Annotated in this window: 12 protein-coding genes and 1 pseudogene; 9 read left to right on the top strand and 4 right to left on the bottom strand. The window is 73.0% G+C overall.

All coding sequences use genetic code 11. From position 1 onward, the window contains the following. A partial coding sequence (locus tag ACIRD8_RS37495; RefSeq protein WP_404002212.1) for a serine hydrolase occupies positions 1-407 on the bottom strand: 407 nt, incomplete at its 3' end. Positions 408-421: 14 nt separating this feature from the next. Beyond that, complete coding sequence (locus ACIRD8_RS37500; RefSeq protein WP_404002180.1) at positions 422-1,291, bottom strand: IclR family transcriptional regulator; 870 nt, start codon at positions 1,289-1,291, stop codon at positions 422-424. A 54-nt stretch (positions 1,292-1,345) separates the two neighbouring features. Between ACIRD8_RS37500 and ACIRD8_RS37505 the strand changes: the two genes are divergently transcribed. From ACIRD8_RS37505 to ACIRD8_RS37525, 5 genes are read left to right on the top strand one after another with little or no spacing between them, the layout of a single operon-like run. Next, on the top strand, positions 1,346-2,920 hold the full coding sequence (locus ACIRD8_RS37505; protein WP_404002183.1) for an ABC transporter substrate-binding protein: 1,575 nt from the start codon (positions 1,346-1,348) through the stop codon (positions 2,918-2,920). Further along, the gene (locus ACIRD8_RS37510; RefSeq protein WP_404002186.1) at positions 2,917-3,915 is read left to right on the top strand and encodes an ABC transporter permease; all 999 of its coding nucleotides are present in this window, start codon (positions 2,917-2,919) and stop codon (positions 3,913-3,915) included. Before ACIRD8_RS37505 ends, ACIRD8_RS37510 begins: the two co-directional genes overlap by 4 nt. Further along, complete coding sequence (locus ACIRD8_RS37515; RefSeq protein WP_404002189.1) at positions 3,912-4,826, top strand: ABC transporter permease; 915 nt, start codon at positions 3,912-3,914, stop codon at positions 4,824-4,826. Before ACIRD8_RS37510 ends, ACIRD8_RS37515 begins: the two co-directional genes overlap by 4 nt. Next, positions 4,823-5,638 carry an ATP-binding cassette domain-containing protein gene (locus ACIRD8_RS37520; protein WP_404002192.1) on the top strand — a complete coding sequence of 272 codons (816 nt, stop codon included), beginning with the start codon at positions 4,823-4,825 and terminating at the stop codon, positions 5,636-5,638. The genes ACIRD8_RS37515 and ACIRD8_RS37520 overlap by 4 nt, the downstream gene beginning before the upstream one ends. Next, on the top strand, positions 5,635-6,510 hold the full coding sequence (locus tag ACIRD8_RS37525) for an ATP-binding cassette domain-containing protein (RefSeq protein ID WP_404002195.1): 876 nt from the start codon (positions 5,635-5,637) through the stop codon (positions 6,508-6,510). The genes ACIRD8_RS37520 and ACIRD8_RS37525 overlap by 4 nt, the downstream gene beginning before the upstream one ends. Positions 6,511-6,524: 14 nt before the next feature. Here the strand turns inward: ACIRD8_RS37525 and ACIRD8_RS37530 are convergent, their stop codons facing one another. Continuing rightward, positions 6,525-7,484, bottom strand: coding sequence for an ROK family protein (locus tag ACIRD8_RS37530; RefSeq protein WP_404002198.1), 960 nt, complete (start codon positions 7,482-7,484; stop codon positions 6,525-6,527). Between the two features lie 41 nt (positions 7,485-7,525). Between ACIRD8_RS37530 and ACIRD8_RS37535 the strand changes: the two genes are divergently transcribed. The 4 genes from ACIRD8_RS37535 to ACIRD8_RS37550 all read left to right on the top strand — a co-directional run bounded on the left by ACIRD8_RS37535 (position 7,526) and on the right by ACIRD8_RS37550 (position 11,523). Then, positions 7,526-8,305, top strand: a complete 780-nt coding sequence (locus tag ACIRD8_RS37535) for a creatininase family protein (RefSeq protein WP_404002201.1) — start codon at positions 7,526-7,528, stop codon at positions 8,303-8,305. 85 nt (positions 8,306-8,390) lie between these two features. After that, a complete protein-coding gene (locus ACIRD8_RS37540; protein ID WP_404002204.1) occupies positions 8,391-9,518 on the top strand; it encodes a mandelate racemase/muconate lactonizing enzyme family protein in 1,128 nt (375 codons plus the stop codon). Continuing rightward, positions 9,515-9,937: a RidA family protein gene (locus ACIRD8_RS37545; protein WP_404002207.1), complete on the top strand. Its 423-nt coding sequence runs from the start codon at positions 9,515-9,517 to the stop codon at positions 9,935-9,937. Before ACIRD8_RS37540 ends, ACIRD8_RS37545 begins: the two co-directional genes overlap by 4 nt. Positions 9,938-10,248: 311 nt before the next feature. Beyond that, complete coding sequence (locus ACIRD8_RS37550; RefSeq protein ID WP_404002210.1) at positions 10,249-11,523, top strand: LPXTG cell wall anchor domain-containing protein; 1,275 nt, start codon at positions 10,249-10,251, stop codon at positions 11,521-11,523. Positions 11,524-11,629: 106 nt separating this feature from the next. Here ACIRD8_RS37550 and ACIRD8_RS37555 read toward each other — a convergent pair. Further along, positions 11,630-11,788: pseudogene (locus ACIRD8_RS37555) on the bottom strand (esterase); the annotation flags it as partial.

Here is an 11,788-nt window from a genome sequence, read left to right on the forward strand (position 1 = left end):
AGCGGCAGGGTGCCCAGGCCGGTGAGCAGGGACTCCCGGGTGGGGTGGCCGCGGTACATGGGGACCCGTCCGGGCAGGCCCGAGGTGTGGGTGAGAAGTTCGGTGACGGTCAGCCGCGCCTTGTCCGTGTCCCGGTAGCGCGGGAGGAGCTCACCCACCGTGCCGTCCAGGGACAGCGCGCCGCGCTCGGCGAGCGCCATGACGACCAGGCCCGCCACGGGTTTGGTGACGGAGGCGAGGTCCCACAGGTCCGCGCCGTCCAGCTCCGCCCCGTCCCAGCTCCTGGTGCCCAGCCATCCGCGGTCCACGGGCCCTCGCGCGGAGCCCACGGACCAGGCCGCACCCGAGTAGAGGCGACGTTCCCTGCCCCCGGCCAGCACGGCGGCGCGCCCGCTCCCGCCCGTCATGGCGGTCCCAGCGCTCACAGGCCCGTGCTCAGTTCGCCGGCCCGCACCCCTCGGCGGGCCACCGCGAGCCTGGGCCCCCCGTCGGACCCGAGCCCCGCGGAGACCGCGCGGGCCGCGGCGCGGACCATCGGGCCGTACAGCTCGACGCCCGCCCGGTCCAGGGTGAAGACGAGTCCGGTGAGCGCGACGGCCCCCACGACCCGCCCCTCGGCGTCCCGTACCGCCGAGGCGAGTGCACGCCGGTCCTCCTGCTCGTACTGGTCGTCGACCGCGTACCCGCGCTCCGCGGCGGCGGCCGTCTCGGCCCGCAGGTCCACGGCGGGCACCGGCAGCGGCCGGCCGGCCGCGTCCTCGGCGGCGAAGGCCGATTCGGTCTCGGCGGCCGGGAGAGCGGCCAGCATCGCGAGGCCCGGTGCGGACAGCAGCAGGGGCGCCCGTGAGCCGGGGCGCAGCTCCAGCGCGTACTCCCGGGCCGGCTCCGACACCTCCAGGCAGACCGCGGCGTCCCCGTCGCGCACGGCGTAGTGCGCGAGCAGCCCCGTGCGGGTGCGGAGTTCGGCCAGCACCGGCCTGATCAGGTGCAGTCCCGGACCGCTGTCGAGCGCGGCGGCCGCGAGGCCCAGCAGCCGGGGCCCCGCCCGGTAGCTGCCCCCTTCGGCGGGCTCGACGAAGCCGGAGCCCGCGAGGCCGCGCAGCAGCCGGTGCACGGTGGGTTTGGTGAGCCCGGTGCGGCGTGCCAGGTCGGCCAGACGGTGCGGCGCGCCCGTCTCGACCAGCGCGGACAGGACCTCCATCGCCTTGTCGACCGGGCCCATGACGGAGTGTTCGACAGCCCGGCCCGCAGGCGGCTGCTCCTTCGAACGGCTATTGACCGGTTTCCCCATGTCGCTTAGCTTACCCCCACTGCATTCCATCTGCCGGAACGGATGTGTTGTTCAATGGAACGAATACGTGGAGGGTGGGCCGGGGACCGCAGCCGTCCCTCCCGCCGCGCGATCCTGCGGTACGGCAGCGCGCTGCTCCCCGCGATCGCCGCACCGGCACTGCTCACCGGCTGCGGCACGGACCCCGCGGCCGGTGCCGGCAATGTCCTGCGGGTCTCCCAGACGGGCGACCCCAAGACCATGGACCCGCAGAAACAGGGCGACATGATCTCGATGAACGCCCTGATCAACATGTTCGACACCCTCACGGCGCGGGGCCGGGACAACACCTTGATGCCCCGTCTGGCCCTGTCCTGGAAGGCCGTATCGCCCCGCGTCTGGCGCTTCCGGCTGCGGCCCGGTGTCACCTTCCACAACGGCGAGGTGTGCGACGCCGCCGCCGTGAAGTTCAGCATCGAGCGCCTCCTCGACCCGGCGACCCGGTCGCCCATCGTCGAACTGCGTTACGTCGAGGGCGTCACCGTCGTCGACCGGCTCACCGTGGACCTCCACACCACCGTCCACGACCCGATCCTGCCCGACAAGGTGTCCCTCTTCGGCGGGGTGGTCGTCCCTCCGCGCTACCTCGCCGAGGTCGGCGACGAGGGCTTCGCGGCCCGTCCCGTCGGCACCGGGCCCTTCGCCTTCGCGAGCTGGAAGCGCGACCACGAACTGCGGATGCGCGCCTACGAGCACCACTGGGAACGCAGGCCGGCCGTCGACGAACTCGTCTTCACGCCCGCCCCGAACGCGTCCTCCGCGCTCGCCGCGCTCCAGAGCGGCGGGGTGGACCTCGTCGCCGGACTCACCCCCGACGCGGCCCAGCAGCTGGGCGGCTACACGGGTGTGAGCCTCGATCACCACACCGGTATCCGCACCTCGTACCTCTCCCTGGACACCCTCACCGCCGGCCCGCTCCAGGACCGCCGGGTGCGCCAGGCGCTCAACCACGCGGTCGACGTGCCCCTGCTCATCAAGGCCGTCCTCGGCGGGCAGGCGACCGAGGTCCCCGCGATGATCCCGCGCGGCGCCTTCGGATTCGACGCCGGCGTCGAGCCGTTCACCCGCTCCGTCGCCAAGGCCCGCGCCCTGCTCGCCGAGGCCGGGCACCCGGACGGCATCAGCACCACCCTCACCGCCTCCAACGTGGACGCCAACGTCGCGGAGGCGATCGCCGGGCTCCTCGACCGCGCCGGGGTGCACGCCAGGGTCGACCTCCTCGACCCCGGTACGTACGCGCAGCGCCTCACCTCCGACAACCACGGAGCGCTGGGCCCGATGTACCTGGCCGCGTCCACCGTCTGGACCCTCGACGGCGAGAGCATGATCCAGTCCAACGTACGCAGTGACCGGCGGCAGAGCCGCTGGCACAGCGAGGAGGCCGACCGGCTCGTCGACCTCGAAGAACTCTCCGTCGACCCGGAGACCCGGCGGGAGGCCTTCTCCGGCCTCCAGCGGCTCATCAAGACCGAGGCGCCCTTCGTCCCCCTCTTCCAGATCGACAACATCTACGCCCGCAACGCGAGGCCCCGCTGGACCCCCGGCTTCGCGGGCGTCCTCGACATGGCGAGCGCGGAGGTCTCCCGATGAGCGAGCTCCTGACCCTCCCCGCCCCCGGCGAGGACACCGAACGGCCCGCCGCGCCCCGCCGCGACGGGCTCCGCATCCTGCGCATGACCGCGGCCCGCCTCGGCACCGCGCTGCTCGTCCTGCTGTGCACCGCCACCGTCGCGTTCTTCCTCGTACGGCTCTCCGGCGACCCCGTCAAAGTGCTCCTGCCGCCGGACGCCACCGCCCACCAGGAGAGCGTCCTGCGCCACAGCCTGGGCCTCGACCGCCCGCTGCTCACCCAGTACCTCGACTACCTGTGGGGCATCCCGCGCCTCGACTTCGGCGACTCCCTCTTCTACAACCAGCCGGTCCGCGCGGTCCTCGCCGACCGCGTCCCCGCGACCCTCCTGCTGGCCGCCGGAGCACTCGTCGTCACCCTCCTCGTCGCCCTGCCCGCAGGGACCGTCGCCGCGATGCGCCGGGGCCGGGCCACCGACCGCACCGTCATGACCGGTGTGCTGCTCGGCCAGTCCACCCCGCCGTTCTGGGTCGGCATCCTGCTCATCCTGGTCTTCGCGGTCGGCCTGCACGCCCTGCCCGCCTCGGGGTACGGGACCTTCGCCCACCTCGTCCTGCCGGCCGTGACCCTGGCCGTGTACTCCGTCGCCGTGGTGGCCCGGCTCCTGCGGTCCTCCCTCATCGACGTACTGAGTGCCGATCACATCCGCACCGCACGCGCCAAGGGCTTCGGACCCGTCAAGGTCGTCCTCACCCACGGGCTGCGCAACGCCTCCCTGCCCGTCGTCACCGTCGTCGGCCTGGAGGTCGGCAGCCTCCTCGGAGGCGCCATCCTCACCGAACAGGTCTTCTCCTGGCCGGGGGTCGGACAGCTCACGATCGAAGCCATCTCCAACCGCGACTTCCCGCTCGTCCAGGCCACCGTCCTGCTGTTCGCCGCGACCTTCGTCGTCGTGAACCTTCTGGTCGACCTCTCCTACAGCCTCCTCGACCCGAGGGTGAGGACCGCCCGATGACCACGATCTCCCCGAACCCGGCCCCCGCGGCCGACCACGCCCCGGCCGCCCCCTCGCACCGGACCGCGGCCCTGCGCACCCTGCTGCGCAACCGGCTCGCCCTGGTCGCCCTCGTCTTCCTCGCCCTGGTGGTGATCTGCGCGCTGTTCGCCCCGCTCATCGCGCCCGCCGACCCCAACGCGCAGAACCTGCTGGAGCGGCTCCAGCCGCCCGCCTGGCAGCACGGCGGCAGCGGCGCCCACCTCCTGGGCACCGACCAGCTCGGCCGCGACCTGCTCTCCCGCGTCATCTACGGCACCCGGGTCTCGCTCCTCGTCGGTACGGGCGCGGCCCTGCTCGCCGGGGTCATCGGCACCGCGGCGGGCCTGGCCTCCGGCTACTTCGGCGGCCTGCCCGACCGCGTCCTGATGCGCATCGCCGACGTCCAGCTCGCGTTCCCCGCGATCCTGCTCGCCCTCGCCGTCGTCGGCTTCCTCGGCTCCGGCCTCTGGTACGTCATCCTCGTGCTCGGCGTGACCGGCTGGGTCTCGTACGCCCGTGTCGTCCGCTCCGAGGTGCTGTCCCTGCGCTCCCGGGACTTCATCACGGAAGCCCGCGCCATCGGCGTCGGCGACACCACGATCATGCGCCGTCATCTGCTGCCCAACGTGATGGCCCCGCTCGCCACCATCGGCACCCTGCACGTCGCCGCCGCCGTCGTCGCCGAGGCCTCGCTCAGCTACCTCGGGCTCGGCGTCCCCAAGGAGACCGTCACCTGGGGCGCGATGCTCGCCGACGGCCAGCTCTACCTCGGTACCTCCTGGTGGGTCGCGGTCTTCCCCGGCGTCGCCCTCATGCTCACCTCCCTCGCCGTCAACATCACCGGCGACGCCCTGCGCGACGTCGCGGACCCGAAGGCCTACCGCCGATGACCTCCACCGCCGTAGCACCTGTCCTCGAGATCCACGACCTGCGCGTCGACTTCCGCCTCGCCGCCACCACCGTCCACGCGGTGCGCGGAGTCAGCTTCTCCGTCGCGCCCGGGGAGACCCTCGCCGTCGTGGGCGAATCGGGCAGCGGCAAGTCCGCGACCGCTCTGTCCGCCCTCCGGCTGAACCCCGAGCCGCCCTGCGTCTACGCCGGCGGACACATCCTCCTCGACGGGAAGGACCTCCTGACCCGCGGCGAACGCGAACTCGGCCGTATCCGGGGCGCCGACCTGTCCATGATCTTCCAGGACCCGATGACCAGCCTCGACCCGCTGCAGCGCATCGGCAGCCAGGTCGCCGAGGTCCTCCGCCACCACGGCGGCCACAGCCGGGCCGAGGCCAGGGCCGCGGCGCTGTCCGCCCTCGACGAGGTGGGCATCCCGGACCCCGAACTCCGCTACCGCCAGTACCCCCACGAACTCTCCGGCGGACTGCGCCAACGCGTCATGATCGCCGCCGCCCTCGTCGCCCGGCCCCGCGTCCTCATCGCCGACGAACCCACCACGGCGCTCGACGTCACCGTGCAGCGCCAGATCCTCGACCTCCTCGTCCAGCTCCAGCAACGCCACGGCATGGCCGTCGTCCTCATCACCCACGACCTCGGCGTCGTCGCGGAGACCGCCGACCGTGTGGTGGTCATGCACCGCGGCGAGGCCGTCGAGACCGGGGACGTCCACGACGTGTTCGCCCGCCCCGAGGACCCGTACACCCGACGACTGCTCGACGCGACGCCCCGACTGGAGACCGCAGGATGACCGCCACAGCCCCGCCCCTGCTGGAACTCGACGCGCTGCGCAAGGAGTTCGGAGGCCGCCCCGGCAGCGTCGCGGTCGACGACGTCAGCCTCACCGTCCACCGGGGCGAGACCCTCGCGCTGGTGGGGGAGTCCGGCTGCGGGAAGACCACGCTGACCCGGCTGCTGCTCCGCCTCCTGGAACCGACCTCGGGCACCGTGCGCTTCGACGGCGCCGACCTCTTCGCCCTCGACCCGGCCGCGCTGCGCGCGGTCCGCCGCGAGATGCAGGTCGTCCTCCAGGACCCCTACTCCAGCATGAACCCGCGGCTGCGGATCGTGGACATCGTCGCCGAACCCCTCGTCACCCACGACCCGCGGGCCAGGGGCCGGCGCGGCCGGGCCTGGACCCGGCAGCGCGTCGGTGAACTCCTCGAAGCCGTCGGTCTCGACGACACGATCCTCGACCGCTACCCGCACGAGTTCTCCGGCGGCCAGCGCCAGCGCATCTCCATCGCCCGCGCGATCGGCCTCGAACCCCGCCTGGTGGTCCTCGACGAACCCACCAGCGCCCTCGACGTGTCCGTCCAGGCCCGCGTCCTCGACCTGCTCGCCGAGCTCCAGCAGCGCCTCGGCCTCACCTATGTCTTCGTGAGCCACAACCTCGCCGTCGTCCGGCAGGTGGCCGACCGGGTCGCCGTGATGCGCAAGGGGCGCCTCGTCGAGGTGGGCACCGCCCACCAGGTGTTCACCGCGCCCGCGCACCCGTACACGCGGCAGCTGCTCGACGCCGTACCGATTCCCGACCCGACGAAGGCCCGCAGGACCCGGCGACCCGCCCCGGACGGCGAAGAGGGAACCGCCCCGCACTCCGTCCGCGACGGCGCCCTGTGAGCACCGCCCCGCGCCTACCCGCCGGACAGCACGAGCCCCGCCCCGCCGAGCAGCGCGACATCGTCCACCGCCGCCTCGCTCACCACCACCCGGGGAAGCTCCCCACCGCCCAGGCCGTCGGAGCGCAGCCGGGCCTCGACCAGGGCACGGAACGGCTCCCCGCCCTCGCGGGCCTCACCGTGCAGGACGAAGAGACCGCAGGCGAAGAGCTGCTGGACCGTCGCGAGACCCAGCACCAGATTCTCCGCGTACTCCGCCACCAGGGTCCGCGCCGCCTCGTCCGGCGAGGCCACCAGCGCACCGAGCGAGACACCCGCCGCTCCGAGACCGAGCGCCTCCGCCCGCTGCCGCAGCCAGCGGGTGGTGGCCACCGTCTTCCAGCATCCCCGGCGCCCGCAGGTGCACGGCTCACCACTGGCGGACACCGTCATGTGCGCGCCGCTGCGGCCGCCCTCCGGGGCAAGCACCTCGCCCTCGTACAGGATGCCCACCCCCAGCACCTCGCCGGTGGACACCGAGGCGAAGGAGCGGCGCCCCCGGCCCGGGCCGAACCACCGGTCGCCGAGGACCTGGACCCGCGCACGGTGCTCGACCCGTACGGGCGCGCCGGTCAGCTCCTCCAGCCGTGCGGCCACCCGGTACCCGCGCAGCGCCGGCGCCTCGTTGACCTCGATCACCCGGCCACCGGCCGGGTCGATCACCCCGGCCGCCGCGACACCGATCCCGGACGGACGGCGCCCCTCGAACACGGCCGCGACCCGCGCGAGCGCCTCGTCGACCCCCGCGGGACGGGGGGACGCCCCGTCGAACTCCGCCTCGGCCCGGTCGAGCACCGTGCCCGAGCGGTCGAGCAGCGCCGCGCGGATCCGGCCGGGCAGCAGCTCCACGGCCCCCAGCGTGCGGGGAACCGCCGCCACCACCGGACCCGGCACGGGGTCCGGCACCAACCGCAAGGGAGAACGTTCATGCGCCATACGCCGACTCTGCCACGTCAGTGTTCCGGGGAGACAGCCGCATGAGTTACCGGAACCTGACCGAAACCACCTGGCTGGAGACGCGCGAGTCCGCCCCGGACGCCATCGCGCTGCTCCCCATCGGCTCCCAGGAGCAGCACGCCGGGCATCTCCCGATGGGCACCGACACCCTTCTCGTGGAGGCCGTGCTCGACCGGGCCCTCGCCCTCCTCGACGAGGAGGCCCCGACGGAGGCGCCGGCGCTCGTCCGCCTGCCCACGCTGCCGTACGGACACAGCCCCCATCACCTGTTCGCAGCGGCGCTGACCCTGTCCGCACCCACCCTCGCCGCCGTACTGGGCGAGATCCTCGACTCCCTCGCGGCCTGCGGATACCGGCGCATCCTCGTCGTCAACGGGCACGGCGGCAACGACGAGATCATGAAGCTCGCCGTCAAACGCTTCGCCCTGCGCGCCGAGGTCACCGCCGCCGCCTGCTCGTACTGGACGGTGACCAGCGGGGAGGAGGACGGCGGCCGGCCCGACGTCACCCCCGGCCACGCGGGCTGGTTCGAGACCTCCCTCATGCTCGCCGCGCACCCCGGCCTGGTGCGCACCCCCGTGCCCGCACGCGCCCCCGTGGACCCGCCGCCGCTCTTCGACCGGCCGCCCTACCCGGGGCTGACCGTCGAACGGCACGGCGAGTGGGAACGCGTCGGCGGGGCCACCGACGACGCCTCGTCCGCCGATGCCGCGCACGGCCACAGGCTCCTCGACGACCGCGCTCGCGGTCTCGCGCGCGCCCTCCTGGCCTTCGACACCGCGACCCGCACGGACCCGTGAACCGCACCAACCGCCTCATCCGCATCACCTGAACTGAACGCATCACCTGAACCGAACGCATCACCCGCACCGACCGAGGAACAGCATGAAGATCACCGATGTCGACGTCCACGTCGTGAACCTGCCGCTGCTCAACCCGTTCACCAGCTCCTTCGAGACGAAGACCGGTGAGACCCGCACCGTCGTGCGCATCCGCACCGACACCGGTGTCGAGGGCTGGGGCGAGACCATGTGGGGCCGGCCGGTCGCCGCGATCGTGAAGACACTCGCCGAGGACCTCATCGGCATGAGCCCCTTCGCCCTCGAGGCGTTCCACCGCAAGCAGCACATGGTGCCCTTCTTCTACGGCTACCTCGGTTACGCCGCGATCGCCGCCCTCGACGTCGCCTGCTGGGACGCCATGGGCAAGGCCACCGGCCAGTCCCTCACCGACCTCCTGGGCGGACCCGTGCGTGAGGAGGTCCCGCTCACCGCGCTGATCACCCGGGCCGATGCCCCCGGAGCCCGCCCCGCGGACCTGCCGGCTGCCCTCGCCGAGCACACCCTCCGCGTCGTCGCCGAGGGCGGCTTCCGGGCCGTCAAGCTCAAGGGCACCAAGGACGTCCAGGGCGACGTCGCCATCCTGCGCGCGCTGCGCTCCGCCCTGCCCGAGGTCAGCCTGCGCGTCGACCCCAACGCCGCCTGGTCGGTCCCCGACTCGGTCCGGGCCGGTATCGCCCTGGAGGAACTGGACCTCGAATACCTGGAGGACCCCTGCGTCGGCATCGAGGGGATGAGCCAGGTCCGCGCCAAGGTCCGCATACCGCTGTGCACCAACATGTGCGTCGTACGCTTCGAGGACTTCGCGCCCGCCGTGCGCCTGGGCGCCGTGGACGTCATCCACGGGGACGTCTACAAGTGGGGCGGCATCGCGCCCACCAAGGCACTCGCGGCGCACTGCGAGACCTTCGGGCTCGGCATGAACCTGCACAGCGGCGGCGAACTCGGCATCGCGACGGCCGCCCATCTCGCGGTGGTCGGCAGCACCCCCGTGCTGTCCCGCGCCATCGACTCCATGTACTACCTGCACGCCGACGACATCATCGAGCCGATCCCGCTGGAGAACGGCAGCCTGCGCGTACCGACCGGCCCCGGGCTCGGCGTCACCGTCGACGAGGACAAGCTCCGCCACTACGCGGACGTCAACGCCCGTGAAGGAGACCTCACCCGATGACCGGACCCACCCCCGGCGCCGGCCCCGCCCGGCGCGCGGTCGCCACCGACCGGGCACCCGCGCCCGCCGGCGCCTACAGCCAGGGGATCGCTGCGGGCCCCTACCTGTTCACCTCGGGCTTCGGCCCCCAGGACCCGGACACCGGCGCCGTCGCGGACACCGTCGCCGAGCAGACCGTCCAGGTCCTGCGGAACCTCGGCGCCGTACTGGAGGCGGAGGGGCTCGGACCGCAGGACGTCGTCAAGGTGACGGCCCATCTCCAGCACCTGCGCCGCGACTTCGCCGCCTACGACGCCGCGTACCGCGCCTTCTTCACCGCGCCCCACCCGGTCCGCACCACCGTCGGCTCCGACCTCATGGACATCCTGGTCGAGATCGACGTCGTCGCGCTCCGCCGGGACGCCCCCGTACGCCCGTAGGGGCAACCTCGCCCCGCAGCGCCGGGTCCGGGAGCGTCCGGACCCGGCGCCGCGGAACACCGCGGGCGGCCTCAAGTACCGGAGCATGCGAGGGTCTTGTGGCATTCCTCACAGCGAAGGCACAGGCGGCGAAAGCAACTGCACCCTTTCGTCTTTTCTGTCCGTCGCGGTGTCGGGGCACAGGCGGGGAAAAGGTGGAGAACTTGTGATGGTTGATCGTTGTCCGGCCATACGATCGCCTTCGAGTCGCATCCGCGTGTCCCATTCCGCTGCGACCCCTTCTCTCTTTTTTCGGACCCCGAAGGGCTCTTGTGAAGATTCGCCGGATTCTTGCCACAGCTGTCGCCGCCGCAGTGACCACGCCTGCGGTCCTGCTGTCGGTCACCCCCGCGTTCGCCGACGACAAGCCGGCAGCGCAGACGCAGGAGAAGCCGTCCGTCGCGGAGCTGGAGAAGGCCGCCGCGGCGGCGAAGGCGGCGTACGACGACGCGGTGTCGGCCGAGAGCGCCGCCGAGGCCGCTCTGGAAGTGGTCCTTTCCGACAGCTTCGACCTGACCGTGGCCGCGAAGGCCGCCGAGACGGCTGCGGCAGAGGCCGCCACCGCGAAGACCGTCGCCGACCAGGCGGTCGTCGACGCCGAAGCGGCCGTCGAGGCCCTTCCGGAGACGGCCACCGAGGAGGAGAGGACCGCTGCTGCGGCCGCCCTCGCCGAGGCGGAGACCGCGGCCGAGGCCGCCACCGAGGCCAAGGCCGCCGCCGACGCCAAGGCCGTGGACGCCGTGGGCGCGCGCGACGACGCGCGGGTCGCCGCGGTCCGGGTGCTCGACACGGCGCAGAAGGCCACCGAGCAGGCGCTCGCCGACAAGAACGCCGCCGACGCGGCGCTGGCCAAGGCGAAGGAGGAGGAGGCCGAGGAGGGCGAGGACGACACCTGCGTCCCCGAGGCCGAGCTCACCACGGTCGTCACGGGTCTGCCGTCCACGGTCGTCGCCGGCACGAAGGTCACCTTCAACCTCCGGGTGACCAACGGCACCGAGAAGACCTTGGACGAGGTGTTCCCCTTCGTCTACGCCCACGCGACCGACCGGAGCGGGCTCAACGACCTCGACCACCTGGTGCACCTGCAGTGGTCGACCGCCTCGTCCTCGACGTGGAAGAACGTCGACAACGAGAACTACATCGAGAAGATCAGCCCGCTGAAGGCCGGCGCGCACGCCGACGTCAAGCTGCGCCTCACGGTCGACGCCGAGGCCCCCGCGGGCAACGGCGTCACCTTCGTCGCCGGTGACTACTGGAACGCCGACGGCACCTGCGGCGGGAGCCCGGACCTCGAGGGCTACGAGTTCATGATCGCCGCCGCGGGCAGCAACCCGGGCAAGGTCGACGACGCCAAGCCCGGCACGACCAAGCCGAACACCCCGGACGTCAAGCCGCAGACCGGCACGTCGGCCACCCCCGTCAGCGGCAGCCTCGCCGCCACGGGCTCGTCCACCTCGCAGCTCGCCCTCGCGAGCGGCGCGGCGCTGGCGATCGGCGCAGGCGCGGTGTTCGTCGTACGCCGCCGCAAGGCCGGCTCCCACGCCTGACGCATGAGCGCCGGTGACGTGTGAGCGCGCGTGACGCGCGGGCGCGCCCGGCGTACGAGCAGGCCCGACGGGCCCGGCACCACGAGGTGCCGGGCCCGTCGCCGTGTCACGGCCGCGGCGACGCGTGGGCCGTGTCCACCGAGTGGAACTCCCGGCGAAGGTCCACGATCCCGTCGCCCTCCCGTGTCGGATGGACCCGGTTGGTGAGCAGTACGGCGTAACGGCCGGTGCCGGGGTCGATCCACAGGCTGGTCCCGGTGAAACC

This window comes from Streptomyces sp. NPDC102451 (assembly GCF_044765485.1).
In the GTDB taxonomy this organism is placed as follows: Bacteria; Actinomycetota; Actinomycetes; order Streptomycetales; family Streptomycetaceae; genus Streptomyces.

Excerpts from the sequence above, each read along its gene's own strand:
- ACIRD8_RS37545 (WP_404002207.1), top strand. The coding sequence starts at position 9,515 with ATGACCGGACCCACCCCCGGCGCCGGCCCCGCCCGGCGCGCGGTCGCC.
- ACIRD8_RS37500 (WP_404002180.1), bottom strand. The coding sequence starts at position 1,291 with ATGGGGAAACCGGTCAATAGCCGTTCGAAGGAGCAGCCGCCTGCGGGC.
- ACIRD8_RS37540 (WP_404002204.1), top strand. The coding sequence starts at position 8,391 with ATGAAGATCACCGATGTCGACGTCCACGTCGTGAACCTGCCGCTGCTC.
- ACIRD8_RS37520 (WP_404002192.1), top strand. The coding sequence starts at position 4,823 with ATGACCTCCACCGCCGTAGCACCTGTCCTCGAGATCCACGACCTGCGC.
- ACIRD8_RS37525 (WP_404002195.1), top strand. The coding sequence starts at position 5,635 with ATGACCGCCACAGCCCCGCCCCTGCTGGAACTCGACGCGCTGCGCAAG.
- ACIRD8_RS37530 (WP_404002198.1), bottom strand. The coding sequence starts at position 7,484 with ATGGCGCATGAACGTTCTCCCTTGCGGTTGGTGCCGGACCCCGTGCCG.
- ACIRD8_RS37505 (WP_404002183.1), top strand. The coding sequence starts at position 1,346 with ATGGAACGAATACGTGGAGGGTGGGCCGGGGACCGCAGCCGTCCCTCC.
- ACIRD8_RS37535 (WP_404002201.1), top strand. The coding sequence starts at position 7,526 with ATGAGTTACCGGAACCTGACCGAAACCACCTGGCTGGAGACGCGCGAG.
- ACIRD8_RS37515 (WP_404002189.1), top strand. The coding sequence starts at position 3,912 with ATGACCACGATCTCCCCGAACCCGGCCCCCGCGGCCGACCACGCCCCG.
- ACIRD8_RS37510 (WP_404002186.1), top strand. The coding sequence starts at position 2,917 with ATGAGCGAGCTCCTGACCCTCCCCGCCCCCGGCGAGGACACCGAACGG.